Source organism: Nocardioides sp. QY071, from assembly GCF_029961765.1.
Taxonomy (GTDB): domain Bacteria; phylum Actinomycetota; class Actinomycetes; order Propionibacteriales; family Nocardioidaceae; genus Nocardioides.
In genome coordinates this window covers 3,697,974-3,724,265 of record NZ_CP124681.1, presented here as the reverse complement: position 1 = coordinate 3,724,265, position 26,292 = coordinate 3,697,974, and the positions used below count along the sequence as shown (strand labels likewise).

25 protein-coding genes are annotated in these 26,292 nt (G+C 71.4%); 7 read left to right on the top strand and 18 right to left on the bottom strand.

All coding sequences use genetic code 11. The features are described from left to right. Nucleotides 1–24: 24 nt before the first annotated feature. From QI633_RS17960 to QI633_RS17945, 4 genes are read left to right on the top strand one after another with little or no spacing between them, the layout of a single operon-like run. A complete protein-coding gene (locus QI633_RS17960) occupies nt 25–978 on the top strand; it encodes an ABC transporter permease (RefSeq protein WP_282426585.1) in 954 nt (317 codons plus the stop codon). After that, complete coding sequence (locus QI633_RS17955; RefSeq protein WP_282426584.1) at nt 978–2,948, top strand: dipeptide/oligopeptide/nickel ABC transporter permease/ATP-binding protein; 1,971 nt, start codon at nt 978–980, stop codon at nt 2,946–2,948. The genes QI633_RS17960 and QI633_RS17955 overlap by 1 nt, the downstream gene beginning before the upstream one ends. After that, on the top strand, nt 2,941–3,699 hold the full coding sequence (locus tag QI633_RS17950) for an ATP-binding cassette domain-containing protein (RefSeq protein ID WP_282426583.1): 759 nt from the start codon (nt 2,941–2,943) through the stop codon (nt 3,697–3,699). Before QI633_RS17955 ends, QI633_RS17950 begins: the two co-directional genes overlap by 8 nt. Nucleotides 3,700–3,754: 55 nt before the next feature. Further along, the gene (locus QI633_RS17945; RefSeq protein ID WP_282426582.1) at nt 3,755–5,428 is read left to right on the top strand and encodes a helix-turn-helix domain-containing protein; all 1,674 of its coding nucleotides are present in this window, start codon (nt 3,755–3,757) and stop codon (nt 5,426–5,428) included. 60 nt (nt 5,429–5,488) lie between these two features. Here QI633_RS17945 and QI633_RS17940 read toward each other — a convergent pair whose 3' ends face one another. The 11 genes from QI633_RS17940 to QI633_RS17890 form a co-directional block, all read right to left on the bottom strand. After that, nucleotides 5,489–5,707, bottom strand: coding sequence for a hypothetical protein (locus QI633_RS17940; protein WP_282426581.1), 219 nt, complete (start codon nt 5,705–5,707; stop codon nt 5,489–5,491). 52 nt (nt 5,708–5,759) lie between these two features. After that, nucleotides 5,760–7,265, bottom strand: a complete 1,506-nt coding sequence (locus QI633_RS17935; RefSeq protein WP_282426580.1) for a long-chain fatty acid--CoA ligase — start codon at nt 7,263–7,265, stop codon at nt 5,760–5,762. Between the two features lie 117 nt (nt 7,266–7,382). Beyond that, the gene (locus QI633_RS17930; protein WP_282426579.1) at nt 7,383–7,841 is read right to left on the bottom strand and encodes a DUF3237 domain-containing protein; all 459 of its coding nucleotides are present in this window, start codon (nt 7,839–7,841) and stop codon (nt 7,383–7,385) included. Further along, nucleotides 7,841–8,320 carry a nuclear transport factor 2 family protein gene (locus tag QI633_RS17925; protein WP_282426578.1) on the bottom strand — a complete coding sequence of 160 codons (480 nt, stop codon included), beginning with the start codon at nt 8,318–8,320 and terminating at the stop codon, nt 7,841–7,843. Before QI633_RS17925 ends, QI633_RS17930 begins: the two co-directional genes overlap by 1 nt. Nucleotides 8,321–8,765: 445 nt before the next feature. Beyond that, entirely contained in the window at nt 8,766–9,587 is an 822-nt protein-coding gene (gene hcaB, locus QI633_RS17920; protein ID WP_282426577.1) for a 3-(cis-5,6-dihydroxycyclohexa-1,3-dien-1-yl)propanoate dehydrogenase, read from the bottom strand. 16 nt (nt 9,588–9,603) lie between these two features. Beyond that, a complete protein-coding gene (locus tag QI633_RS17915) occupies nt 9,604–10,452 on the bottom strand; it encodes an alpha/beta hydrolase (RefSeq protein ID WP_282426576.1) in 849 nt (282 codons plus the stop codon). A 41-nt stretch (nt 10,453–10,493) separates the two neighbouring features. Continuing rightward, nucleotides 10,494–11,771, bottom strand: coding sequence for an FAD-dependent oxidoreductase (locus QI633_RS17910; RefSeq protein ID WP_282426575.1), 1,278 nt, complete (start codon nt 11,769–11,771; stop codon nt 10,494–10,496). Next, nucleotides 11,758–12,066 (bottom strand): bifunctional 3-phenylpropionate/cinnamic acid dioxygenase ferredoxin subunit, encoded by a 309-nt coding sequence (locus tag QI633_RS17905; RefSeq protein WP_282426574.1) that lies wholly within the window; start codon nt 12,064–12,066, stop codon nt 11,758–11,760. Before QI633_RS17905 ends, QI633_RS17910 begins: the two co-directional genes overlap by 14 nt. A gap of 23 nt (nt 12,067–12,089) precedes the next feature. Beyond that, the gene (locus tag QI633_RS17900; RefSeq protein WP_282426573.1) at nt 12,090–12,635 is read right to left on the bottom strand and encodes a 3-phenylpropionate/cinnamic acid dioxygenase subunit beta; all 546 of its coding nucleotides are present in this window, start codon (nt 12,633–12,635) and stop codon (nt 12,090–12,092) included. A gap of 25 nt (nt 12,636–12,660) precedes the next feature. Beyond that, nucleotides 12,661–14,028 carry a Rieske 2Fe-2S domain-containing protein gene (locus tag QI633_RS17895; RefSeq protein WP_282426572.1) on the bottom strand — a complete coding sequence of 456 codons (1,368 nt, stop codon included), beginning with the start codon at nt 14,026–14,028 and terminating at the stop codon, nt 12,661–12,663. 45 nt (nt 14,029–14,073) lie between these two features. Beyond that, entirely contained in the window at nt 14,074–14,970 is an 897-nt protein-coding gene (locus QI633_RS17890; RefSeq protein WP_282426571.1) for a VOC family protein, read from the bottom strand. Between the two features lie 76 nt (nt 14,971–15,046). On the opposite strand from QI633_RS17890, the gene QI633_RS17885 reads away from it, so the two are divergent. Both QI633_RS17885 and QI633_RS17880 read left to right on the top strand, forming a co-directional pair. After that, on the top strand, nt 15,047–15,691 hold the full coding sequence (locus QI633_RS17885; RefSeq protein ID WP_282426570.1) for a TetR/AcrR family transcriptional regulator: 645 nt from the start codon (nt 15,047–15,049) through the stop codon (nt 15,689–15,691). 84 nt (nt 15,692–15,775) lie between these two features. Continuing rightward, nucleotides 15,776–16,753: an alpha/beta hydrolase gene (locus tag QI633_RS17880; RefSeq protein ID WP_282426569.1), complete on the top strand. Its 978-nt coding sequence runs from the start codon at nt 15,776–15,778 to the stop codon at nt 16,751–16,753. On the opposite strand, the gene QI633_RS17875 is transcribed toward QI633_RS17880, so the two are convergent. Genes QI633_RS17875 through QI633_RS17865 form a run of 3 tightly spaced genes read right to left on the bottom strand, consistent with a single transcriptional unit; the run spans nt 16,738 to nt 19,885 of the window. Then, complete coding sequence (locus QI633_RS17875; protein ID WP_282426568.1) at nt 16,738–17,508, bottom strand: SDR family oxidoreductase; 771 nt, start codon at nt 17,506–17,508, stop codon at nt 16,738–16,740. The two genes, QI633_RS17880 and QI633_RS17875, sit on opposite strands and share 16 nt — an antisense overlap. Further along, the gene (locus tag QI633_RS17870) at nt 17,505–18,986 is read right to left on the bottom strand and encodes an NAD(P)/FAD-dependent oxidoreductase (protein ID WP_282426567.1); all 1,482 of its coding nucleotides are present in this window, start codon (nt 18,984–18,986) and stop codon (nt 17,505–17,507) included. The genes QI633_RS17875 and QI633_RS17870 overlap by 4 nt, the downstream gene beginning before the upstream one ends. Nucleotides 18,987–19,024: 38 nt before the next feature. After that, nucleotides 19,025–19,885, bottom strand: coding sequence for an alpha/beta hydrolase (locus tag QI633_RS17865; RefSeq protein WP_282426566.1), 861 nt, complete (start codon nt 19,883–19,885; stop codon nt 19,025–19,027). Between the two features lie 193 nt (nt 19,886–20,078). Here QI633_RS17865 and QI633_RS17860 point away from each other — a divergent pair, with 193 nt between their 5' ends. Next, on the top strand, nt 20,079–21,086 hold the full coding sequence (locus QI633_RS17860) for an alcohol dehydrogenase catalytic domain-containing protein (RefSeq protein ID WP_282426565.1): 1,008 nt from the start codon (nt 20,079–20,081) through the stop codon (nt 21,084–21,086). Nucleotides 21,087–21,129: 43 nt separating this feature from the next. Here the strand turns inward: QI633_RS17860 and QI633_RS17855 are convergent, their stop codons facing one another. The 4 genes from QI633_RS17855 to QI633_RS17840 form a co-directional block, all read right to left on the bottom strand. Beyond that, nucleotides 21,130–22,296: an acyl-CoA dehydrogenase family protein gene (locus tag QI633_RS17855; protein ID WP_282426564.1), complete on the bottom strand. Its 1,167-nt coding sequence runs from the start codon at nt 22,294–22,296 to the stop codon at nt 21,130–21,132. Then, complete coding sequence (locus QI633_RS17850) at nt 22,289–23,482, bottom strand: acetyl-CoA acetyltransferase (protein ID WP_282426563.1); 1,194 nt, start codon at nt 23,480–23,482, stop codon at nt 22,289–22,291. The genes QI633_RS17855 and QI633_RS17850 overlap by 8 nt, the downstream gene beginning before the upstream one ends. Continuing rightward, nucleotides 23,479–24,909, bottom strand: coding sequence for an OB-fold domain-containing protein (locus QI633_RS17845; RefSeq protein ID WP_282426562.1), 1,431 nt, complete (start codon nt 24,907–24,909; stop codon nt 23,479–23,481). Before QI633_RS17845 ends, QI633_RS17850 begins: the two co-directional genes overlap by 4 nt. 62 nt (nt 24,910–24,971) lie before the next feature. Continuing rightward, entirely contained in the window at nt 24,972–26,159 is a 1,188-nt protein-coding gene (locus tag QI633_RS17840) for a helix-turn-helix domain-containing protein (RefSeq protein WP_282426561.1), read from the bottom strand. Nucleotides 26,160–26,292 lie beyond the last annotated feature (133 nt).

Sequence of the window (26,292 nt, the reverse complement as noted above, 5' to 3'; positions counted from 1 at the left end):
GGAACGCCGTCCATGGCTGGGAGGGTGCTCGACAGTCCGTGGCTGTCGTTCGCCCTCCGGCGAGGCGCCCGCTTCCTCGCCTCGATGTGGGTGCTCGTCACAGCGGCGTTCTTGATGATGCACCTGGTGCCCGGGGACCCGGTGCGCGCGGCGCTGGGCATCGATGCCCCCGCCGAGCTCGTCGAGTCGCGGCGCGAGGCGCTCGGTCTGAACGACCCGCTCCTGACGCAGTACGGGGCCTACCTACGCAACCTGCTCTCCGGCGACCTCGGGATCTCGATGGGATCGGGAGAGCCGGTGTCGACCATGGTCATCGAGCGGCTGGGCGCCACGGTCCAGCTCGCGCTGCTCGCCTTCGTGGTCGCGGCAGCGATCGCCGTACCGCTCGGGGTGACGGCGGCCGTGGCCACGCGGGCCGGCCGACGACGCGGTGTAGAGCTGGTCTTCGCGGCGGGCTCGATGCTGGCGGCGGCCGTCCCGGAGTTCCTGCTCGCCGTCGGGCTGGTCTACGTCTTCGCCGTCAACCTCGCCTGGTTCCCCGTCGCCGGCGCGGGCACCCTGTCCTCCTTCGTGTTGCCGGTCGTGGCGTTGGCGGTCGCTCCCGCAGCGATCCTGGCCCGGATCGTCCGGGTCGAGATGCTGGCGGTCCTCCAGGAGGACTTCATCCGCACCGCGCGCGCCAAGCGGCTGCCGGCCCGTCGTATCTATCTGCGCCACGCGCTGCCCAACGCGCTCACCGCTTCCCTCACCCTCGGCGGCCTGATGCTGACCACCATGGTGGCCGGGACCGTGCTGGTGGAGAACGTCTTCGCCTGGCCCGGGCTGGGCTCGCGCATCGTGCAGTCGATCACCGCCAAGGACTACCCGGTGGTGCAGGCGATCATCCTCGTCTACGGCGGCCTCGTCCTGCTCGTCAACCTGCTGGTCGACATCGCCCTCGCCCTGTCCGATCCCCGCTCCACGATCCGGGAGGCCTGATGCACGCCCGCACCCGATGGCTGGCCGTTGTCCGCACTCCGCTCGGCGTCGCCGCGCTGATCCTCGTGGTGGCGATGGTGGCCCTCGCTGTGCTCGGACCCATGATCTGGGGCGACCGGGCGGCGCAGGTCGACACCGACGCGATCCACCAAGGGCCCTCGGCCGCGCACCTGCTCGGCACCGACGGGCTCGGCAGGGACATTCTCGCCCGGGTCCTGGTGGCGACCCGGATGTCACTGGGACTGGCCGCCCTCGCCGTCGCGATCGCGGTCGGTCTGGGGATTCTCATCGGTACGGCGCCCTCGGTGCTGCCGCGCCGGCTCGGTCGTCTCATCACCGGCGCGGTCAACATCGCGGTGGCCTTTCCCGCGCTGCTCCTCGCGCTCTTCTTCGCCGTGGTCTTCGGGGTCGGGACCCAGGGCGCGGTGTTCGGCATCGGCCTGGCGGGTGCCCCGTCCTTCGCCCGCCTCACCCAGACGCTCTCGGCCTCCATCGACGGCCTGGACTTCGTCGCGGCCGCGCGGGTGGCGGGCGTCGGTCGGCTCCGCATCCTGCGTCGCCATCTCCTTCCCAACATCGCCGAGCCGTTGGTGGTGAACGCGACCGTGGGTGCCGGTGCCGCACTGCTCGCCTTCGCCGGACTCTCCTTCCTCGGCATCGGTGTCCAGGCGCCGTCGTACGACTGGGGACGGCTGCTCGGTGACGGCGTCAACCGGATCTACGCCAATCCCGCTGGCGCGCTCGGTCCCGCGCTCGCGGTGATGCTCGCCGGCCTGGCCTTCAACCTGCTCGGCGAGACCGCGGCCGCCGTCGTCGGTGGGCGAGCCCGCACGCGTCCGGGGCGCGCGCCCACGCTCTCACCGGCTGCGGTCGACCGGGCGGCGGACAACGAGGTGGCGCACAACGAGGTGGCCGGCAGCCTCGAGGCACCCGATGACGAGATCGTCCTGCGTGTCGACGACCTACAGGTCTCCTTCCCTGCCGGCAAGGACTGGGTGACGCCGGTGCGCGGCGTGAGCCTGACGTTGCGCGCCGGAGAGGCGGTCGGGATCGTCGGGGAGTCCGGCTCGGGCAAGAGCCTGACGGCGCTCGCGGCCTCCCGGCTGATCGAGGAGCCGGGCGTGGTCGAGGCTGCCCGCCTCGACTTCTGCGGCATCGCGTTGTCGACGACGCCGGAGCGAGAGACGCGTCGCCTGCTCGGCCGGTCGCTGGCGATGGTCTTCCAGGATCCGATGAAGTCCTTCAACCCCACGATGCGCGTCGGGCGCCAGCTCGCCGAGACGGCCGTGGAGCACCAGGACCTCGATCGCCGCAGCGCCCTCGCCAGGGCGGTCGATCGCCTCGATGCGGTGCGGGTGCCCGACCCGGCACGACGGGCGCGACAGCATCCTCACGAGTTCTCCGGCGGCATGCTGCAGCGCGCGATGATCGGGATGGGACTGATGAACACGCCGCGACTGGTGGTGGCCGACGAGCCCACCACCGCGCTCGACGTGACGGTGCAGCGCCAGGTGCTCCGCCTGCTCGCCGAGGTCCGTGCCGAGACCCACGCGGCGATCCTGCTGATCAGCCACGACATCGCGGTCATCTCCCAGATGTGTGACCGAGTGCTGGTGATGTACGCCGGCAGGATCGTCGAGGACCTCCCGGTCACCGCGCTTCAGACCGCACGCCACCCCTACACCCGCGCCCTGCTCGACGTCGTCCCCGACCTCGACGCCGACCGGACGCGTCCGCTCAAAGTGATCGCGGGACGTCCGCCCGAGCCCAGCCAGTTCCCGACGGGGTGCGCCTTCGCAGACCGGTGCGGCCTCGCCACCGCAGCCTGTCGCGAGGAGGACCCGCAGCTGCGCCAGGTCGCGGGCGGCCACGGGGTGGCGTGCTGGCATCCGGTCGAGGGCGAGAATCCCGTCGCGCAGCAGGCGTTCGTCCCTATCGAGGCAGTGAGGGCAGGTGAGATCGGTGGGTGAGCTGCGGTTCGACCACGTCAGCGTGCGGTACGGCGGACGTCGTACCGGGCACACGGCGGTCAAGGACGTCGACCTGGTGGTGCCGTCCGGAGCCGTGGTCGGCCTGGTCGGTGAGTCCGGGTCCGGGAAGTCCACCCTGGCCCGAGCAGCCGTCGGCCTGACGCCGATCACGGCCGGCTCGATCACCCTCGACGGGCGCGACCTGCTGCGCTCACGCGGTGGCGGCCGGCCGGTCCAGATGGTGTTCCAGAATCCATACTCCTCACTGGACCCGCGGATGACGATCGGGGAGTCGATCGCCGAGGCACTCCCACGACCCGAACGGCGCGACCGGGCCGCGCGCAGGGCCGAGGTGGTGCGGCTGCTCGAGCTGGTCAACCTCGACGGTGATCGCGCGGCAGCACTGCCGGGGATGCTGTCCGGTGGCCAGCGCCAGCGGGTGGCGCTGGCCCGGGCCTTGGCGGCGCGGCCCGACGTACTCGTCGCCGACGAGATCACCTCGGCGCTCGACGTCTCGGTCCAGGGCGCCGTCGTCAACCTGATCCGGGAGTTGCAGCAGCGGATGGGGCTGACCATGCTCTTCATCTCGCACAACCTGGCCGTGGTCCGCTATATCAGCGACCACGTCGCCGTCATGAACCACGGCGAGCTGCTGGAGTTCGGCGCCGCGGACGAGGTGCTCTCGAAGCCCGACCACCCCTACACCCGCGAGCTGCTGGACTCCGTGCCCGCACTCGGCGGCAACCTGTGAGGGAAGAGGGGGTGACTCGTTGTCCGCCCTGACGAGCCGTGGGTACGGTTCTGTCGTGGTTCACCAGGGTCGTGCGAGTCTCGGCCGCGTTCTCGACAACCTCGGGTCCACGCTGCTCGAGGTGGCCTGCGGCGACGCCGACGTGGTGGAGCAGATCCGCAACGTGGTGATCCATGACCCGCTCGACGACTCGCCACTGCCGCGCCAGGCGCTGGTCCTCGGCGTCGGGCTGCAGCGCCCGGCCGAGATCGCCGCGCTCGTCACGGAGCTCGGCGACCAGGGCGCCGCGGGCCTGGTGGTGCGCTCACCCGTCGTGGTCGAGGACACCGTCCGCGCGGCGGTCGCGGCGACCGGCGTACCCGTGCTCGGCCTCACCAGCCGAGCCTCGTGGTCGCAGCTGACAGCCCTGCTGCGCGCGCAGATCGCCGAGGGCGATGTCGGCGTCTCCCACGCAGAGACCCTCGGCGGGATGCCGTCGGGTGACCTCTTCGCGCTGGCCAATGCGATCTCCACGCTGCTCGACGCACCGATCACGATCGAGGATCGCAGCTCGCGGGTGCTGGCATTCTCCGAGGGCCAGGACGAGTCCGACCCGGTGCGCGTCGAGACGATCCTGGGGCGTCAGGTGCCGGACCGCTTCGCCCGTCTCCTGGAGGAGCGGGGCGTGTTCCGCGAGATCCAGCGCAGTCGCACGCCTGTGCCCATCGACCCGATGCCGTACGACGACGGGCAGGAGACCGCCCCGCAGCTGGCCCTGGCCGTCCGGGCGGGGGACGAGGTCCTCGGTTCGATCTGGGCGACGGTCACGAAGCCGCTGTCCGCCAAGAGCACCCAGGAGCTGCAGGAGGCGGCCAAGCTGGTCGCCCTCCACCTGTTGCGGCTGCGGGCCGGGGCCGACGTGGAGCGCCGCCTCCAGGCCGACCTGGTGGCGACGGCTCTCGAGGGCGGGCCCGGTGGGCTGGAGGCCGTCGACCGGCTCGGGTTGCTCCACCGCGACTACCTGGTGCTGGCTCTTGCGGCAGATCGTCCGCAGGAGGGGACTGACGCAGGTGGCTCCTCGGCCGCAGCGGCCGGTGGTCGCGCACAACGTGCCGCCGAGCACCAGCGGATCACCGACGCCTTCGCCATGCACCTCAGCGCCGTCTATCCGAGATCAGCCGCGGCGCAGCTCAACGACGTCGCGTACGCCATCGTCAACGTCCGCGGGGATCGGGGGAGCGCGGAGCACCGCGCCGCGCAGGTCGTGGGCGAGTTCCTCGACCGCATCGGCCACGACACGCCGCTGCTGGTCGGCATCGGCACCCTTGCCCTGACCCGGTCGGACCTGACCCGCTCCCGCGCTGCTGCGGACCGCGCGCTGCGGGTGTTGCGCTCAGGGCGCACGGATCGTCGGTTCGCGGCCATCGACCAGGTGCATGTCGAGGCGCTCATGCTCGAGTTGGCGGACCTGAGCGCGGATCGCGACGAGCCCGCGGGGCCGCTGGCACGGCTCCTGGACCACGACGCGCGCAAGGGGGCGAACCTCGTGGAGACGCTCGACACCTGGCTCGACTCCTTCGGTGACGTCACCGCGGCCTCGGCAGCGACGTTCACCCACGCCAACACCTTCCGATATCGGCTCCGCAAGGTCGCCGAGGTCGGTCAGGTGGACCTCGACGATCCGGAGACGCGGTTCGCGCTGATGTTGCAGCTGCGACTACTGCGCCAGCAGATCCTTCCCGCCGACTGACCCGGTCCAGCGACGAGTGCGGTCGAACCTCAGCGCTCGTCTCAGCATGGGCAGGACGGATCAGGCGCCGGCGAGCAGCACGGTGCCTATCGCGAGGGCCAGCAGGGCGAGCGCCAGCACGACCGGCGTCACTCGTTTGCCGCGCTCGATGCGGCGCCTGAGAACGCCGGGCATCGCGTCGAGTGGGAGGATGCGAAGGCAGCCTGCCCGGGCGAGGAGTAGGCCGGTGACCATGGCTCCCTCCATGAGCAGGAACATGCCCAGGCTGTGAGCGCTCATCGATGAGCTCCTTCGAGTGCTGCGCGGCCGCGTCGTCGCTGCCGTGGTCCGATCAGGTCCGCTGCACAGGAGGCTCGACGCTCCTGCGCAGGATCTTGCCGGTCGGCCCCTTGGGAAGGCTCGGGACGAGCCAGATCCGGCGGGGGTACTTGTAGTCCGCAAGGCGCTGCTGCACGAACTCGATAAGCTCGGCAGGCTCGGCTCGTGCTCCGCGCTTGAGCGCCACCGCCGCGCCGACCTGTTCGCCGAGATAGTCGTCGCTGATCCCGACGACGGCCGCCTCGGCGACCGCCGGGTGCTCGTAGAGCACCTCTTCCACCTCACGCGGATAGACGTTGTATCCGCCTCGGATGATGACGTCCTTCTTGCGGTCGACGATGCTGTAGTAGCCGTCGCGGTCGCGTGTCGCGATGTCGCCCGTGCGGAACCACCCGTCCACCACCGCTTCCGCGGTCGCCGTCGGCCGGCCCCAGTAGCCCTTCATGACGTTCTCGCCCTTGATTTCGATCTCGCCGGGTACGTCGAGGTCGTGCACCTCGTTGCCGTCGTCGTCGACAAGGCGAAGCTCGCAACCACGCACGGGGACGCCGATCGTTCCGGCCCTCCTCGGCCTGGTCGGCTGGTTGAAGCACGCGATGGGAGCGGTCTCCGACAACCCATATCCTTCGAACACCTCACACCCGAACCTCTCCTCGAAGGACCGCAGCACCTCGACCGGCATCGGTGCGCCTCCGACGATGCAGCGACGCAGCCTCGACAGGTCGGCGTCGGCTGCCTGCGGCGCGTCGAGGATCGCCGAATACATCGTGGGGACGCCCTCCAGGACGGTGACCGCGTCCCGCTCGAGGACATGCAACGCCTGTACCGCGTCGAACCTCGGGATCAGCGTGAGCAAGGCCCCCGACCTCACCGCCGCGTTCAGTCCGCAGGTCAGTCCGAAGACGTGGAAGAGCGGCAGGCAGCCCAGGATGACGTCGTCGGGCGAGGTCTCGATGAGCGTGTCGACCGTGGTGGACGCATTGCTCGACATGTTCGCATGCGTCAGCTCCGCGCCCTTGGGATGACCGGTCGTGCCGGAGGTGTAGAGCAGCACTGCGGTGTCATCGGGCTCCCGCACGACGGGCTCCTCGACGGGGTGGCCGAGCAGGTCCGCCATGCTCGGGCCCAGATCGTCCAGCAGGAGCGCCGGAATCCCTGCATCGCGCGCCGCCTCGGACACCACCTCTGCCACGGGCTTCGTCCCGTAGACGATGGACATGGCCGAGTCCTCCAGGTAGTACCTGACCTCCCGCGCCTTCAGCAGGGGGTTCATCGGGACGGCGATGGCGCCCGCCATCAGCACGCCGTAGAAGAGGATCGGGAAGGCGGGGACATTCGGTACGACGATGCCGACCCGGTCACCAGCCCGGATTCCCCGTGCCTGCAGGTCTCCCGCCACCGCAGCCGCGGCGCGGTGGAACTCCGAGTAGTCGATCGTGCTGGCATCGAGCCTGATGGCCGGTCGATCGCCCAACGAGCGAGCAGTTGCCACCAGGTTGTCGGCGAGGTTGGAGGACACAGCGTTTCCCTCTCTTGTTCTGAACAGCTGCACATCGTCAGGCGCCGCTGGATCCGCGGGTCGCACAGGCACGACGTTGCGTGCCCTGTGCGACCCGTCCACAGCCGTCGACGCGCGCTACGCGGCGACCCGGAAGACCTGGAACTCGACCACGGGACCCGGAGTGATGCGGCCCTGCCCCACGAAGATGGTCTGGTTGACCCAGGCGTACCTGGGGTCGCCGGACTCGAGCCGTGGGGTCGTGACGAAGTAGTGGTCGCCGAAGTCAGTGCCCGACTCGCCCCCGGCGAGTGCGGCCTGGGCCGCCTCGGTGGCCTCGACCAGGCCCTGGTAGCTCATGTAGATGACGGCGTCGTCATCGGTGACGAACTGGGCGCGCACGTCCAATCGGCCGAACCCGTCGTCGCCGGCCAGGAGCCAGTCACCGCCGCCGATCGCGGCGTGACCACTGAGCCGGTCGCCGGTCACCGCCCCACCCGTCACCGGGAGAACCTGCCGTAGGCCGTAGGGACCCGGCCCGACGATCTGCGGCGCAGCCAGCTCAGCCGTGTAGGAGAACTCCGGGACGAGGTCCATCAGGCCACCGCCAGGCCAGCAGCGGCCATGACCTTCGACATGCCCTCGGCGATGAGGTCTCCTCCGAAGGCCTGTTCGACGACGCTCGGGTCGAAGTACTCGCGCATCAAGACGACCTTGCCGTCGCGGACCCGCATGTGGGTGCAGTAGGTGTTCGCGTAGATGTTGCCGTTCTGCTTCACGGTCGCCCGGCCCTGGAGCTCGAGGACGAAGAGCTCGGGATCGGTCGTGTCGTGGACCACCAGCGAGTCGATGACCAGGTCGGGCACCGACTCGAAGAACCAGTCGACGAAGTGGCCGATCAGCGCGCGGCCGGGCACCGACTTCGCGAGCGGCTCGGGCGCGAACGGCATCTCCCACACCGCATCCACCGCGAACCAGTCCTTCCAGTCCTCGAGCTTCGCTCCCGTCGGCGGTCCGGCGTCGAGATCGCCCCAGAACCCGTCTACAACTTTGCGGTTCTCCGCTCTTGTGCTCATTTCGTCTCCTTCGATACGAGCTCGACGCAGCCCTTCGCTGCAGTCAGGCGGCGACAGGTGTCGAGGTCGCCGCAAGACCGAGAATGCCCGCAACGTCGGTTATAGTCAACACTGTGTCGAGGATGGACGGCGCGACGGGTTCGAGCACGCGGCCGACGGCCGCGTATCAATCAGCCGGATGGCCGCCGAGGGCGAAGAGCCGATCGGCCGCGCTTGCCGCGTTCGACGCTCGGTCGCTCTTGCGCCCACCGCGCGGCCTCGCAGGCCTCCACGATCTTCGTCCGGATTGTCGACGGAGCACGGAACATGAGTGATGCGTAGAGTCGCGGTAGACCGGATCACGTCTTCGGGAAGCTCCTAGAGGTCCTCCTCCAGCAGCGGCTGGTCGTAGATCGCCAGTCACTTGTCGTCGAACGTCTGAACCGATACCGCGAAGGCGCTCTGGTCATCCTCCGGGCCGTTGGGGAGTTCCGACAGAACTGATGTCGAGCACGGTCCCGGTCGTGATTCGCGCATGCCGGCGCGATGCGAGCATGAGGTAGCCCGCCGTGTAGTCCGTGGGTTCGGGTGAGATCTGGAGAGCGGAGTGTTCGGCGAGGTATTCGGCAATGGGCATGGCGCCGATGGTCTGGTTGGCCAGTCCGAGCGCATGGGGACCGCTCAGGCTGGTGGCCATGCCACCGGGAGCGATGCCGTTGACGCGCACCTGCGGCGCGAGCTCGAAGGCGAGCTGTCGGACCAGGCCGACGCCGGCGTGCTTCGACGCCGTGTAGAGAGGGCCGCCGCCCATCGGGTAGAAGGCGGCGTTGGAGAGGGTCAGCAAGACTGAGCCCTGGGTACGACGCAGCTCGTCGAGGCCTGCGCGGACGCCGAGCAGGGACGCCTTCACGTTGACGGCGAAGAGTTCGTCGAAGCCCGCGTCGACCTGGTCCAGGGTGAGGTCGGCCAAGGGGCGGCCGAAGTCCCAGAGGCCGGCGTTGGCGACGAAGGTGTCGAGCCGGCCGAAGCGTTCGACCGCGGTGCTGACGGCCTGTTCGTTCGCGGCGGCGCTGGTGACGTCACCGGTGACCACGGCGACGCGTTCACCGTGGCGTCGGGTGAGCTCGGCCAGGCCCTCCTCCGAGCGGTCCAGCACGGTGACGCCGGCGCCCTCCTCGACGAACCTGTCGACCAGGGCGCGTCCGAGGCCGGAGGCGCCGCCGGTGACGAGCACCGAGGAGCCGGCGATCGCGGGAGCGGGAGTGAGACTGGCTGCGGAGGTCTGCATCGGGTGCGTCTCGTCGTCAGTTCTGGGAGACGAAGTCGTGGACCAGGTGGTTGAACGTCTCGGCGTGCTCGAGCTGTGCCCAGTGGCCGCACTGGTTGAGCAGCACCAGCCGGGCCCGCGGCACCAGGGCGAGGGTGCGCAGGCTCAGCTCGAAGTGGACGGTGCGGTCGTCGCGCCCGTGGACCAGCAGTGTCGGGACGCGGGTCGCGGGCAGCAGCCGGCCGGCCTCGGCGAAGCCGTCCGCTCCGCGACCCGCGCGCATCAGGTCCAGCCAGTTGCGCAGGTGCGCCGGGTTCGCGGCCGCGGCGGCCGCGCGCTCGGCGGCCAGCTCGTCAGTCGCGAACGACGGGTCGAAGCACATCACGCTCACCAGCCGCTTGAAGCGGGCGGGGGTCGGGTCCTCGTAGGCGTCGAACAGTGCCTGCATGCCCTCCGACATCCCGGTCGGGCCGACGACCGCCGGTCCCCAGACACCGGAGCCCATGGTGATCAGGTGCGAGACCCGGTCGGGGTGCTTCGTCGCCATGATCATGCCGACGCCGCCGCCCATGGAGTTGCCGACGAAGGCGGCGCGCTCGATGCCAAGGGCGTCCATGAGCTGCACGATCGCCGCGCCCTGATCCCGTCCCGTCGCGAGGTCCTGGGGCGACGAGGCGCCCCAGCCGGGCATGGTGACCGCGATGCAGCGGTAGCGGTCGGAGAGTCCGGTCATCGTCGGCGCGAAGTTCGACCAGCCCGTGGCGCCGGGGCCGGTGCCGTGGATCATGATGATCGGATGGCCGGTGCCGGCCTCGTTGATCTGGATCCGGTAGTCCGGGGTGCGGATCAGGCGATCGGTGGCCTCGAAGGTCAGTTGCTGGGGCACTGCGTGCTCACTCTCGTTCGGGGTGGGGAAGGGGAGGGCGCTCACGCGACCTGGCCGGTTCGGCGCCGGTCGAGGTCGCGGGCCAGGGCCCGCAGGTCGCTGTCGCCGGCCAGGTCGCGGGCCTGGACCGGATGACCGGCATCGAGGAGCCGGCGGGCCGCGCCCACCTCCCGGGGGGTGCCGTAGCCGAGGACGGCACGCAGGGTGCCCCCGCGCAGCCACAACGCGGTGAAGGTGTCGGGACCCGGTCCGGGGCGGACGACGAGGTCGTCGCCGGGCAGCTGACGGCCGAAGTACTGGAAGGTATGCTCGTACTGGTCGGACCAGGCGAATGGGGTGCCGGTGAAGGCCGTGGGGTGACCCGCGAGGCTTGCGCCCACGGCGGCACCGTGCTGGACGGCAACCTCCCAGTGCTCGATGCGACCGCGGCCGGCGAGGGCGGGATGGGGCTGGCTGGCCACGTCGCCGCAGGCCCAGACGCGCGGGTCGCTGGTGCGGCCGAACGCGTCGACGACGATGCCCTGGCCGTCGACCTCGAGACCGGCGCCGAGGGCCAGCTCGGTGCGCGGCACGACGCCCACGCCGAGCACGACCGTGGAGGCCGCAAGCACCGTGCCGTCGGTGAGCACGACCTCGCGAACGGCGGTGTCGCCGCCCAGCTCGCGCACCGACACGCCGAAGCGGAAGCGCACCCCGCGCCGCAGGTGCAGACCCTCGACCAGCCGGCCGACCTCGGCCCCGAAGGCGTGCTGGAGGGGATGCTCGGCGAGTTCGACCACGGTCACCTCGATCCCGTGCCGGCGGGCCATCGCCGCGATCTCGAGTCCGATGAAGCTAGCGCCGACGACCACCAGCGGCCGGCCGGGGGCGAGCCGCTCGCGCAGGCGGACGGCGTCCTCAGCGTCGCGCAGGGTCTGCACGCCGGGCAGCGCGGCCCCCGGAAGGTCCAGGGTGCGCGCGCGGACGCCGGTCGCCAGGACGATGCGGTCGCCGGCGAGGTGCCTGTCGTCGGCGAGCCGGACCCCGACCCCGGGCAGGACCGCCGTGACGTCCTGGCCGAGGAGGAGGTCGATGCGGTGCTGCGCGTAGGACTGCGCCGGGGCGATCGGCGGCGGCTCGACCGGGTCGGTCCCAAGGACCGCCTTGGAGAGCGGCGGTCGCTGGTAGGGGAGCCGGTGGTCGGCGTCGATCAGGGCGACGGTCCCTTCGAAGCCGTGCGCCCGCAGGGCCTGGGCCACGGCGACCCCCGCCGCGCTCGCCCCGACCACGGCGACGCTCGTGACCGGGCCGGCGGGCTCCGCGAGCTCACCGGGGGACATGAACCATCACGTCGTCCCCGTCGAGGCGGACCTCGTAGCTGGCCAGCGGTGTGGTCGCGGGCGGGCTGAGGACGGCGCCGGTGCGCAGGCAGAACCGGGCGAAGTGCCAGGCGCACTCCACCTGGCCCCCGTCGACGTAGCCGTCGGCCAGGGAGGAGTCGTCGTGCGTGCAGGTGTCCGCGACGGCGACGTAGTCGTCGTCGACGCGGAAGACCGCGATCGGCGGCACGACGTCGATCCTGAAGCCCTCGTCGTCCTCGATGTCGTCGACGGAGCAGGCTCGTATCCAGGACAAGTTCTCGTCTCTCTCGGGTGTGCTCAGAAGAAGTTGCTGAGGTTCTGGGAATGCAGCACGGTCTGGTCGAGGAAGACGTGCCGGCGCGCGATCTTGAACCCGTCGGCGTCGCGGCGCAGGGTGTCCTCGCGCCGCCCGACCCACTGGTCGAGGTCGTCGCGCAGCCGGGTGCGGTGCAGCAGGAAGTGGCTCTCGCTCACCAGCTCCGCGCCGTCGTCGGAGAGGATCCGCACGTTGGTGACCAGGTGCCGGGTGCGTGACGGCGGGTCCTCGGCCCAGGCCGTGCCGGTGGAGAGCTTCTGGACGCGCAGGCTCAGCATCAGGTGGTCGTCGTCGAAGAACGCCATCTCGCCGGGCTGGGTGAACTCCTTGTGGAGCTGACGGCGCGGCATGGTCCTGCGCAACGGCATGAAGTAGTGGGTGTCCTCGGTGAAGAGCGTGATCCACTCGTCGTAGCGGTGCGCGTCCAGCAGCGCAGCCTCGTCGTAGTAGAACCGCTCGACCTGGTGCTGGAGCAGCATCTGGGTGAGGAGCGTCTGGTCGGCGCCCCGTTCGAGCTCGATGGTCATGGTGTGTCCTTCGCGGCCGGGTTGGTCAGAGGAGGTCGCCAGGAGTGGTGCGCTCGCGCAACTCGTCCCAGCTCGAGCCGGTCAGCCACTCGCGCCAGGCGTGGTAGGTCCACAACTGGGCGTATTCGTTGACCGGCGACTCGATGATGTGGAGTCCGTCGCAGGCGCGGACTTTGCCGTGGCCCAGGCCCATCTTGAGCGCCTGGGGCACCCGGCGCGCCTGGCCGCCGCGGGTCTGCAGCGTGCTCTGGGACCAGTTCTCGCCGTCCTCCTGCTCGAGCAGGCCGGCGGGGCCGAAGGAGTGGATCTGCCGGGCCAACTGGGCGGCCCTCTCCGCGGGTCCGGCCTTCTTGTCGCGGAAGCTGAACCACCACACCTCGGTGACCCCCGGGCTGCGCGGGATGCGCAGGCTGAGTTGGCAGTCCACGGTGATCCAGCTGGTCGGGAAGATGTGGGGGTGGCCGCCGACGGCGTTGCCCTCGGGGCCGAACGCCACCTCGGCCTCGGGGGTGTGGCGCCAGGCGAAGACGTCGCGGTAGGCCTCGCCCGCGGTCTTCTCGACCGCGTGCTGGCTCGGTCCGGAGATGGCGTGGCCGTACTGCGCGATCATCACGACGTTCTCGGCGTCGGTCGGCAGCTGCGGCACCGAGAGGTCCGCGCCCTCTTCGTTCTTCGCGCCGCCGTCGTCGATGGCGTCGGTCGACACCGGGATGGCGCCGACGGCGATCGCCGACATGTGGGTGATCTGCGGGTGGTAGAAGTCGAAGACGTTGTCGACGGTGAACTTCCAGTTGCAGTTCAGCACGAACTTCTGGATCCCGGGCACGACCTCCATGTCACCGCGCTCGGCGATCAGGTCGAGGCTGAGCCGTCCGGTGCGGCCGAGAAAGTCCTCCAGCGGGGGTGCGTCGGGGTCGAAGGTGGCGAACACGAACCCGCGGTACGACGCGAGCTGGGCCGGCTGGCGCAGCGGGTGCTGCGCCTTGTCGAGCTCGTCCCTGTAGAAGCTCGACATGCCGGGCACGCCGACCAGCTCGCCGTCGAGACCGAAGGTCCACCCGTGGTAGGTGCACATGAAGTTCTTGACATTGCCCTCCTCGGCCCGGCAGACCGCGTTGCCGCGGTGGGTGCAGGTGTTGAGCAGCGCCTTGATGCCCCCGTCGCGCTGGCGGACGACGAGGACGTTGTCGCGTCCCATGGGGGCTTCGAAGAAGTCGCCCTTCTTCGGGATCTGTGACTCGTGGCACAAGAACAGCCAGGCGCGTCCGAAGATGTGCTTCATCTCGAGCTCGAAGATCTGCTCGTCACTGAAGATACGGCGGTCGATCTCGCCGCGCTCGAGGTCGATGAGCCCGTCGAGGACGTCGGGGGCGTCCGGTGAGGTGCTGGTCATGTGTGCTCCCGTGAGATGCGGATTCGGTGGTCGGTCGGGCGGTGCTCAGTGGGCGTGGTTGCGGTCGTGGCCCCAGGTCTGGGCGGCGTCCCAGGTGGTGACGGTCCAGGTCTCGTCGTCGATCAATGCCCCGGAGGTGCCGTACTCCACGCCGATGCCGGACGGCGAGGTGACGTAGAACGAGAGCATCCGGTCGTTGGTGTGGCGCCCGAGCGTGGCGGTCAGGGACATGCCGCGGTCGCGGACGACGTCGAGCGCACGCCCGACGGTGTCGACGTCGTCGACCTCGACCATGACGTGGTCGAGGTAGGGCTTCACGCCATCAGGCCCGGGGCCGAAGGCCAGGGAGTGGTGGCGCGGGTTGACGTGCGTGAAGGTCAGCAGGATCCCGGGGAACCTGATGTAGTCGCTGATCGCGAAGCCGAGCACGTCGGTGTAGAACTCGACCATGCCCGCGTCGCCGGGGGCGACCAGGACGATGTGGCCGAGGCCGAGGTCGCGGCCCTGCGGGTCGACGGTGACGAAGCGGGCGTCGGTGGGGGAGACGAAGCGCGCGGCGGTGGTGCGCACGCCGGCGCAGAGCTCGAGCTCGAAGCCGGCCGGGTCCTGGAACCGGACCAGGCGCTCGACGCCGCGCAGCTCGGCGAGCGCGCTGTCCTCCTTGACGGCGACGCCGGCCGCGGTCAGTGCGATGACGACCGTGTCGAGGTCTTCGGGGCGGGCGACCTCCCAGCCGATGTAGCTCAGCGTGTCGTCGCCGGCGCGCACGGCGATCCGGTGGGTCCGGTCGTCCATCCGCAAGAAGAGCGTCTCGACGCCGGCGGGGTCCTCGGCGCGAGTGACCTGCATGCCGAGGACGTCGGTCGCGAACGACTCCCACGCGTCGAGGTCCGTGGCGCCGATGCCGATATAGGCCAGTGCGCTCACCAGGCTGCCGGTCATGTTCACCCTCCTGGGTTGCTAGCGTACTAAATGGGGACTACTTATCACTTACGGGGAGACCATAGGCTCGTCCTTCGTGGTTGGCAAGGAGCAAGGAGAAGATTTCGTGTTTGCAGCACCCTCGGACCAGGAGCAAGCGGCGCCGCGGCGTCTTCGTGCCGACGCGCAGCGCAGTATCGAGCGGATCCTGGCCGCCGCCGACGCGGTGGTGGAACGCGACGGCGCGGACGCGGCGATCGACGAGATCGTCCGCACGGCCGGCGTGGGCTCGGCAACCCTCTACCGGCACTTCCCGACCCGAATGGCGTTGATGGAGGCGGTCTTCCGGAGCCGGATGGAAGCTCTCTGCGGGCGGGCCCATGTGCTGGTCGAGGAGCGCGCCCCACAGGACGACCCGCTGCGGGTCTGGTTGGGTGCCGCGGCTGAGCACCTGATCTCGGCGCAGGGGATGCTCTCGGCCCTCGTGCTCAAGGGGCTGCGGCAGACCGACCCCGACGCGAATCTGATGTGGGGTCTGACGATGCTGCGGGAGGCCACGGACGAGCTGGTCGACGAGGCTCGTCGAGCCGGGCGACTCCGGCCCGAGGTGACCAGCCAAGACGTTGTCGACATTCTCTACGGCGTCGCGCTGGTGGCCGACCGGCGGCGCGACACGACCGGCTCGCCGCAGGCGCTGGCCGAGCGTCTCCTCGACCTCTCGCTGGACGGCCTGCGGGCCTGAGGGGAGCGAGGGCACCCGGTTGGACGCAGATTCAAGTTATGTTTGAATATTCCTGACCTCCTGTCGACCAACCGAGGAGCCGCCGTGCCCGCGTCGCGTCCCCGCCCCCCGTACGACCCCGCGCTGGCGGAGGTCCTCGACGCGCTCGCGCCGATGATGCCGCCGAGCCTGACGCTCGACCGGATCCCGGCGGCTCGCCAGGCACCGCTCCCCGAGCCGGTCGAGGACGTGCTGGTCCGGGCCGGGGTGACCCGGACCGACCACGCGCTCGCCGGCTGTGGGGGCGGCGAGATCGAGGTGAGCGTGCTGCGCCGTGACGACGCCGATCCGGCGCAGCACGCACCCTGCGTCTACCACGTGCACGGAGGCGGGATGGTGTTCGGCGACCGCTTCGTCGGCCTCCAGCAGTTCCTGCCCTGGGTCGTCGAGCTCGGCGCGACCGTCGTGACGGTCGAGTACCGGCTGGCGCCCGAGCACCCCGACCCGGTGCCCGTCGAGGACTGCTATGCCGGCCTGCTGTGGACCGTCGAGCACGCCGCGCAGCTGGGAATCGACCCGGCGCGGGTCGTCGTCGCCGGCGGCAGCGCGGGCGGCGGGCTGGCGGCGGGGGTGGCGCTCCTGGCCCGCGACCGCGGCGGCCCGGAGCTGGCGGCGCAGCTGCTGATCTACCCGATGCTCGACGACCGTGGCTCCACCGCGTCCGCCCACCAGTACGACGGGGTGGGGATCTGGGACCGCGCCAGCAACGAGACCGGCTGGACCGCGCTGCTGGGGGAGCGGAGAGGCACCGACGACGTCTCGATCTATGCCGCCCCGGCCCGGGCCACCGACCTGTCCGGGCTGCCGCCGGCCTACGTCGACTGCGGCAGCGCGGAGGTCTTCCGCGACGAGGACGTCGCCTACGCCAGCGCGTTGTGGGCCGCGGGCGTCCAGGCCGAGCTGCACGTGTGGCCGGGCGGCTTCCACGGTTGCGACGTCATGGCGCCCCACACCGATCTGGCGCGCGCGATGACCGCCAGCCGTCACGCGTGGCTGGCGGCCCGGCTTCAGACGCAGGTGTAGCCGCCGTCGACGACCAGCTCGGCCCCGGTGACGTACGACGACTCGTCGGAGGCGAGGAACAGGATCGCCCGGGCGACCTCGAGCAGCTCGCCCTGGCGGCGCAGGGGAACCTGCTCCAGGATGCCGCTGCGCTTGCCCGGCTCCTGGGTGGTCTCCGAGGAGACCATGGGCGGCAGCAGGCCGGGGTGGACCGAGTTGATGCGGATCCCGTCGACCCCGTGGCGGGCGGCGGCGCCCTTGGTCATCAGCCGGACCGCGCCCTTCGAGGCGTTGTAGCCCAGGTGCAGTCCGGCGTGCCCGACCAGACCCGCGATCGAGGAGATGTTGACGATGGACGAGCCGCGCCCCATCGCCCGTACCCCGTGCTTGATGCCGAGGAAGACGCCGGTGCAGTTGACCGCGATCAGCTGGTCCCACCGATCCTGGTCGTAGAGGTCGCCCGGGATCGCTCCGCTGATCCCCGCGTTGTTGACGATCACGTCGATGCGCCCGTGGCGCCCGAGGACCTGTGCGACCACGCGCGCCCAGGCCGCGTCGTCGGTCACGTCGAGGTGCGCGGCCACGCCCCGCGCGCCGGTGCGGCCGAGCTCCTCGGCCAGGGCGGTCGCGTCGTCGGTGAGCACGTCGGCGATCACCACCTCGGTCGCGCCCTCGGCCGCGGCGAGGCGGGCGAACGCCGCCCCGACCCCGTTGGCGCCGCCCGTGACGAGCACGACCTTGCCGGCCATCCGGCCCTCAGCGCGCGCGGTGCTCACGCGGTCACCTCGTAGCGGCTCGGTTCGAAGGTCGAGTTGCGCTCGCGGAAGACGTGCGCGAAGTCCGGCCACAGCACCGTGATCCGGTCGCTGCGCGGGTCGACGTACCAGTTGCGGCAGCCGCCGTCGAGCCACACCGTGCCGTTGCTGCGCTCGGCGACCTGGTCCAGGTAGTCGGCCTCGGCGGCGGCCTTCGCGTCGATCACCCCGATGCCGGCGGCAGCCGCGTGCGCGAGGGCGCTGAGCACGTACTGCAGCTGGGACTCGATGATGAAGATGACCGAGTTGTGGCCCAGGCCGGTGTTGGGGCCGTCGAGCAGGAACATGTTGGGGAAGCTCGGCACGGTGATCGAGTCGAGGGCGTGCATGCCGTTGGACCAGTGGTCGGCCAGGCTGCGCCCGTCGGCGCCCTGGATGGCGGGCGCGATGTGCGGCTCGGTGGCCTCGAACCCGGTCGCGAGGACGATGCAGTCCAGGTCGAAGGCGCGTCCGGCCGCGCTGATCGCCCGGCCGGGCTCGAGGCGCTCGAGGGCGGCGTCCTCGACGGTGACGTGCTCCCGGGTCAGCGCCGGGTAGTAGACGTTGGACACCAGGACCCGCTTGCAGCCGAGCTCGTAGTCGGGCGTGAGCCGGCGCCGCAGGTCGGGGTCGGCGACCTGGTGCTGCAGGTGCTCGAGCGCGGCCCGCTTGGTGGTGCCGAGGTAGGGCTCCTCCAGGCGGCGCGCTGCATAGGTCGACTCGAAGGTCCAGAAGAGGTCGGCGCGCACGGAGGCGCGCAACGCGTCGTCGCGCGCGAAGGCTGCGCGCTCGCCGGCGCTGTAGGCGCGGTCACGCCTCGGCTGCACGTACGGCGCGCTGCGCTGGAAGAGGACCAGCTCGGCGACCTCGTCGACGATACTCGGGACGATCTGGATCGCCGAGGCGCCGGTGCCGACCACGCCGACGCGCTTGCCGGCCAGCGAGGTGGCGTGGTCCCAGCGCGCCGAGTGGAAGACCGGGCCGCCGAAGTCCTCGAGTCCCGCGACATCGGGCATTCGCTCGTCGGCGAGGTGCCCGGTCGCGACGACGAGGTACGACGCGAGGACCGCCCCGCGCGCCGTCTCCACCTGCCAGCGGTGCCGCGCCGCGTCCCAGCGGGCCGCACCCATCTCGGTGTCGAGGTGCAGGTGAGGCGTGATCCCCTCGTCGGCGACCGCGGCCTCCAGGTACTCCCGGATCTCCTGGCCGGGGGAGTAGACCCGCGACCAGTCCGGGTTGGGGCGGAAAGAGTACGAGTACAGGTGGGACGGCACGTCGCAGGCCACGCCCGGATAGGTGTTGGCGCGCCAGGCGCCGCCCACGCCGTCGCCGCGCTCGAGTACGACGTAGGTGTGCTCCCCCTGGCGCTGGAGCTGGATCGCCATGCCGATGCCGGCGAACCCGGCGCCGACGATCGCGACGTCGACCTCGATCGGAAGGGTGGGGGCGTCGGTGCTCATACGTGCTCCTGGTGGGGATGGGTGGCGGTGGCCGTCGGTCACGGCTGGTCGAGCGTGACGACGCCGCCCGCGGGGACGGCGGTGGGGCGGGCGATGAAGTCGTGGACGAGCTGGAGGACCTGGGCGGGCCGCTCGACCATGACCGCGTGGCCGGTCGGCAGCTCGGCATAGCGGGCGTCCGCGATCGCGCCCCAGAGGAACTTCACCTGGCGCACGGGGGTCATCTGGTCGTGGGTCGCCCCGATCACCAGCGTGGGCGCGGTGATCGCCGGCAGGAGGTGCTCGATGTCGACGCGCCGGTTGAGGTCCATCTGGGCGTCGATCCCGTCGGGGTAGGACGCCGCGGCGACGAGCGCGTCGACCTCGGCCGGGAGCCGGCCGGCGATGTACGACGGGCTGTAGGCGGCGTACACGCTCAGCTCGCTGCCCGCCGCGGAGCCCTCCTTGCGCACGGTGTGCCACAGGCGGTTGCGCAGCAGCTGGTGGCCGTCGGTCTTCGCCCACCCGCACACGAGCACCAGCTGACGCACCAACGCGGGACGCCGGGCGGCCACGGCCGCGGCGACCACGGCGCCGAGGGAGTAGCCGCACAGCAGCACGGGGAAGCGCAGGTCCAGGTGGTGGGTCACCGCCTCCACCTGCCCGGCGAGGTCCTCGACGGTGAGGGGCGTGTCGCCGTGGCGTGGGGCGTAGTCGACGGTGATGACGCGGCGCCGGGCGGCGAGCATCGGAGCGAGGAAGGCGTAGTGGGTCGCGGCCGGTCCGCCGGTGCCCGGGAGGAGCACGATCGGGACCTCGGCGGAGGGTCGGGTCGGCTCGAGCACCGTGAAGCCGACCTGCTCCCCGGCGACGGCGAGATGGCCTGTGCTGCTGCTGTATGTCTGTCCGCCGGGCGTCATCCGCTGCTCCCGATCTCGTCGGTGGGGTTGTTCGCGGCTGACCCTAGACGGAGCATTGCCAAAATTCTAGTTTTGTTTGAAAATGCGACCGGCGACGGCCGCGACCGGTGGCTGTGCGGCGAATGAGCAGACAGGAGACCCGTAGATGCGGGCTTTTGCAGTGATGCGACCAGGTGAGCCGACCATCGAGGAGGTGCCTGTCGAGCGGACCGCGCTCGGGCCGCGGGAGGTCCGGCTCCGCGTCATCCGGTCGGGGGTCTGCCACAGCGACGTGCACCTGCGGACCGGCTTCCACGACCTCGGCGGCGGCACCCGGGTCCCGCTCGTCGAGCGCGGGTTCACCTATCCGCTGGTCCTCGGGCACGAGGTGGTCGGCGTCGTCGAGGAGGTCGGCGCCGAGGTCGCCGAGGTGACGCCCGGCGACGTCCGACTGGTCTATCCGTGGATCGGCTGCGGGACCTGTCGCCGCTGCACGGCCGGGCGCGACGACCTCTGCGCCGCGCACCGGGCGCTGGGGGCGGTCCTGCCCGGTGGGTACGCCGAGACCGTGGTCGTGCCGGAGGCGCGCTACCTGCTCGCCGTCGACGGCATCGACCCGGCGGTCGCGGCGACCCTCGCCTGCTCCGGGCTGACCGCGTTCGGCGCGGCGAGCAAGGTGGACGCCGCGCCCGAGGCACCGGTGGTCGTCAGCGGCGCGGGCGGGGTCGGCCTTGCCCTGGTCGCGATCCTGCGTGCGTTCGGGCACCGCAACATCTGCGCGATCGACCACTCGGTCCACAGCCTCCGTCTCGCCGAGGGCATGGGTGCAACCTCGACGGTCCTGGCGGGCGACGACCTCGCGGACCGGGTGCGCGAGGCCGTCGGCGAGCCGGTCGAGGCCTTCGTCGACCTGGTCAACGACGGGACGACCACCCGGCTCGGGTTCGACCTGCTCGCCAAGGGCGGGCTGCTGGTCGCCGTCGGTCTGTTCGGCGGCGAGCTCCGGCTCCCCGCGGTGATGCTGCCGTTGAAGGCGGTGCGCATCACGGGGAGCTACGTCGGCACGCTGGCCGACCTGCACACGCTGGTCGGGCTCGCGCGCGACGGTGGGCTGCCGACGGTCCCGGTGCTCCCGGGAACCCTGGACGCCGCGGGAGTCTCCGACGCGCTGGACCGCCTCGCCGAGGGCGGGGTCCGCGGCCGGATCGTGCTCGAGACCTGAGCGGCCAGGGCCGCCACGGGCTCGAGCCGGCAGCGGGCCCCGCTCAGGGCGCCTTGCTGATGATGGTCTTGAGGACCTCGCTGGTGCCGCCGTAGATCCGGGTCACCCGGGCGTCGGCGTACAGGCGGGCGATCGGGTACTCGGTCACATAGCCGTAGCCGCCGTGCAGCTGGAGGCAGCGGTCGACGACCCGGCCCTGCACCTCGGTGCAGAACAGCTTGGCGACCGCCGCGTCGGCCGCGGTCAGGCGACCCTGCTCGTCGAGCTCGAGGCAGCGGTCGACCAGGGTCTGGGCCGCCAGGGTCTCGGTCCGGCACTCGGCGAGCACGAACTTGGTGTTCTGGAAGTCGCTCAGCGCAGTGCCGAACACGCGCCGGGCCGCGGTGTAGTCGCGTGCGAGCTCGATCGCGCCGGCTGCCGCGGCATAGGAGCCGAGCGCGATCGAGAGCCGCTCCTTCGGGAGGTTGTGGGTCAGGTAGCCGAACCCCACGTCGGGCGCCCCGAGCACGTTCTCGACCGGAACCCGGACGTCCTCGAAGTGCAGCTCGGCCGTGTCCTGGGCCTGCAGGCCGATCTTCTTGAGCCGGCGCCCGACGCTGAAGCCCGGGCTGGTCGTGTCGACCAGCAGGATGCTCAGGCCGTGCCGCTTGTCGGCCGGGTCCGGCGGCGAGGTCCGGCACACGACGAGGACCAGGTCGGCATGCGCGCCGCCCGTGATGAAGGTCTTCGCCCCGTTCAGCACGTAGCTGTCGCCGTCGCGGCGGGCCGTCGTCCGGATGCCCGCCACGTCCGAGCCGGTGTCGGGCTCGGTCATCGCGATGGCCGTCATGGTCTCGCCGCTCACGAAGCCGGGCATGATCCGGGCGAGCTGCTCGTCGTCGGCGTAACGGAGCAGGTAGGGCAGCACGATGTCGGTGTGCACGCGCAGCGCCCCGAAGACCACGCCCCGCCGCGAGGCCTCCTCCGAGAGCACCGCGCTGAACCTCATCCCTTCGACCCCCGAGCCGCCCCACCGCTCGGGCACCTCGATGCCGAGCACGCCCAGCTCGCCGAGGCGGCGGTAGAAGGAGCGCGGCGGCGCGCCGGCCTCCTCCCACGTGGCGTAGTGCGGCGCGACCTCCTCCTCGACCAGCCGGCGGATCATCGCGCGGAAGTCGTGGTGGGCGTCGGTGAAGCCCGGGCGCTCGGCCAGCCGGAGGGCCTCAGCCACGGTCGGCACCCACGATCGCGACGAAGGACACGCAGTCACCGGGCGAGCCGCCGAGGTTCTGGGTCAGGCCGTAGCGCTTGTCCTTGAGCCGGATCTGGCGCTCCGGCGGGGCCTTCTCGCGCAGCTGGAGCCAGCACTCGAAGAGCATGCGCAGGCCGGAGGCGCCGATCGGGTGGCCGAAGCTCTTGAGCCCACCGTCGGGGTTGACCGGCAGCTCGCCGTCGCGGAGGTACTTGCCCGCCATCGTGTCGGCGCAGACCCGGCCACGCTCGGAGAAGCCGAGGTCCTCCATCAGCACCAGCTCGGTTGGGGTGAAGCAGTCGTGCACCTCGGCCATGGTGAGCTCGGCCAACGGGTCGGTGATGCCCGCCTGCTGGTAGGCGTCCTGCGCCGAGCGGACCACCTCCTCGAAGCTGGTGTAGTCGTAGGCCGGGTCGATCGGCCCGGTGCCCGGACCCGCGGCGAAGGCCAGGGCCTTCACGAACAGCGGTCGGTCGGTGTACTTGTAGGCGTCCTCGGCCCGCACGATGAGCGCCGCCGCCGCGCCGTCGCTGACGCCCGAGCAGTCGAAGACCCCCAGGTCGCCGGCGACCCGGGTCGCGTTGGCGATCTTGTCCTCCGGCACCTCGGCACGGAACTGGGCGCGCTCGTTGAGGGCGCCGTTGGCGTGGTTCTTCCACGCCACCCGGGTCATCGCGCCCTTGAACTCGTCGCGGCCCACGCCGTACTTCGAGGTATAGGCGGGTGCCAGCAGGGAGAACCGGGCGGGCGCCGAGAGCGTGGTCGAGGTGCCGTCGGACGGCGGGTTGGCCCGGGTCAGGCCTGAGTAGCCCGAGTCCTTCAGCTTCTCCACGCCCAGCGCCATGACCACGTCGTAGGCGCCCGAGGCGACGGCGTAGCAGGCGTTGCGGAACGCCTCCGAGCCGCTCGCGCAGAAGTTCTCCACCCGGGTGACGGGCTTGTAGTCGGTCTTCAGCGCGGACGACAGGGTCATCCCCGAGAAGCCGCTGTTCATGGTCCCCAGCCAGAAGGCGTCCACGTCGGCCTGGGGGATGCCCGAGGACGTGAAGGCCTGGTGGGCGGCCTCGACCACGAGGTCGGAGGTGGAGCGGTCCCAGTGCTCGGCGAACCGGGTGCACCCCATCCCCACGATCGCGACGCGGTCCTTGATCCCATGTGACGTCATGCCTGGTCCTCCTCGTGAAGCGGACGTGCTTTCCAGAAGTAGTTGCGGATCCCCTCGGCGTCGGAGATGTGCCGGAAGGTCATCTCGACGCGGCGGCCGACGGCGAGCGAGTCGAGGTCGATGTCGGTGAGTTCGCACTGGAAGCGGCCACCGCCGTCGAAGTCGAGCACCGCGCCGATGACCGGCGGGGCGGGGGAGTAGGCCAGGTGGTCGACCGTGTAGGTCGCGATCGCCGCCTTCGTCTCGGACAGCCGGGTCAGGCGCATCCGGTCGACGGTGCCGCAGCCCATGCAGACCTGCTGGGGCGGCATGTGGCGCACTCCGCAGACCTCGCACGTGCTGGCCGAGAAGCTGAACTTCCACTCGACCTGTCGGTTGGTCGCGGGTGCCACGGCCCGGTCGGGGTCCGGTCGGCGTGGCTGCTGCCGACGCAGCAGGCCGCGCCAGGACAGGTAGTCGGCATAGCCGACCCGGCCGGTCGGCCCGCCGACCTGGGCGGCGACCGTCGGGCCCTGAGGGTGGTGGGCGGCGGTCGTGCGCAGCACCAGGGTGTCGGCGCCGTCGGCGAGCACGGTCAGCACCACCACGGCGTCGGGTCCGACGTCGTCGAGCATCGCCGCGAGAGCAAGGCCTGGGTGCGCGGCACCGCAGTTGCCGATGGTGCCGGTGAGGTCGGGCTGGGCCGCCTCCTTCGCGATCCCGGAGGAGCGCTGGACGGCGGCCGCGGCGCGGGGCGAGAGCCCGACCACGGCGATCCTGTCGACGTCGCCGGGGGTGAGGCCGGCTGAGGCCAGGGCCGCGGCCAGGCTGCGCGCGCCGAGGTCGGAGTAGACCTCCTCGCCGAACCTCTCCTCCCAGGTCGCCGCCCACGGGTCCTCCGGGCGCCGCCACCGGTCGAGGAACTCGCGGGTCAGCGAGGCGCTGCCGACCAGCTCGGCGACCAGGCCTGCGTCGAGACCGTCGCCGACCAGGAAGGCGGTCGCGGCGTCGCCGCTCGACCTCTCCTCGGGGCTTCCGCCGGGCCCGATCCGCAGGTCGGAGGCGGCGACCAGGGTCGCGCCGGGCTGGCGGATGGCGCCGAGCAGAGCGCTCACGCCGGACCTGACCGACCCGTTGGCATCGGCGGCCGAGGCCTCCTCGCTCAGGCCGAGCGCGGCATGCAGGGCGGTCGCGTTGGTCTTCTCGGCATAGACCGGCGCCGTGGTCGCGAGGACCACGCCGGTGCACGCCGCGGCGGCGGTGTCGGTGCCGAGCGCCCGCCGGGCGGCCTCGACGGCCATCGTCGTGGTGTCCTCGTCGTAGCCGGCGACCGTGCGGGCGCCCGGGCCGCGGGCGGTGCCGCCGAGCGCCTCCGCGATGGTCGAGTGGTCCAGTCGCCAGTACGGCAGATAGGTGCCGTAGGCGGAGATGCCGCAACGTTGCTGCACGAGTCCTCCAGAAATCAAACCAGGTCTGAATTTCTTTCAGGGTACTGGTTTGTTAACGGACGTCAACTCACCGCGGAGTCTCCGCTCGCGACGAGGGTGGCCAGGACCACCAGGTCGTCGACGAGGCCCTCGTGCGCCAGCATCGTCGGGCTGAGCACGACCTCGTTGACCATCGCGTAGGTCATACCGGCCCGCAGCCGCGCCTCGGCCTCGGAGAGGGAGGGCCGGGCCCTGGCGATCACGTGGGCCAGCTCGTCGACGTACATCCGGTGCCGGCGGCGACGCTCCTCCTCGTGGCGGGGCGGCAGGGCGGCGGCGTCGAGGGTCTGGATCACCAGCACGTCGCGGTGGTCGGTGGCCAGCGCGACATAGGTGCGGACGATGCGCCGCAGCGCGTCCTCGGCGTCGCAGGCGCCGCGGATCGCTATCGACAGGCCACCGGCGACCTGCTCGCCGACCCGGTTCACGGCGGCGCCGAGGAGCTCCTCCTTGCTGGCGAAGTGGCGCATCACCGCCGAGGCGGTGATGCCCGTCGCCGCGCCGATGTCGTTGAGCGAGACGGCCGCGAAGCCGCGCGCCGCCATCAGCTCGGTGGCCGCGGCCAGGACGGCCTCGCGCCGGGTCGCGTGGGCCAGTGGTCGCTCGAGGGGGGGGCGGGACGTGGCGGACAGGGACACGGCGCTGTCCAGGACGCCGTGCAGCGCGCCGGTCAGCAGGCGGCGCTTCACGGGGAGGGTTCCCGGGCGGGCGAGGGCGACATGGGTGACGATGCCGGCCGCGCACCGCGCGCGCAGCTCGTCGGCGCTGTCGCGCTCGCTCGCGGCCGCGACGCTCGGGACCAGTGCTGCCCAGGCCGGGCCGAGGTCGCGACGCCGTGCGTCGAGGGCGAGCGCGGCTGCGGGGGACAGGTGCTCGGCCTGGCGGCTCGCGGTCACCAGCCCGTCGGGGCTGCGCAGGGCGACCTCGATCAACCCGGCGACCGCGGTCGCGCGGTCGGCGACCGGCGCGGACGTCGCCTCCAGGCGGTCGAGGTGCCCGGCGACCACGGCCTCGAGCAGGTCGGCCTTGCTCGCGAAGTAGCGGTAGACGGCGGGGCCGCTGAAGCCGACGGCGTCGCCGATCTCGTCGATGCCGACCTGGGGGTAGCCGTGCTGGCGGAACAGCGCTGCGGCGGCCGCGACCACCTCGGCGCGCCGGTCCGTGCGCCGCCCGGTGCGGCGCGGGGGCGGGGTCGTGGTCTCGCGGGTCATCGCACTCCTCGTGGGTCTCTGCAGGCCTCAGGGTACGGGCTGCGGGCTGGGCCGGGTGGACCCGGTCGGCAACTCGTTGTGTTAACGGGTATTGACATCCAAGTTTCAGTCTCGTTAGCGTCCGCGGGACCGG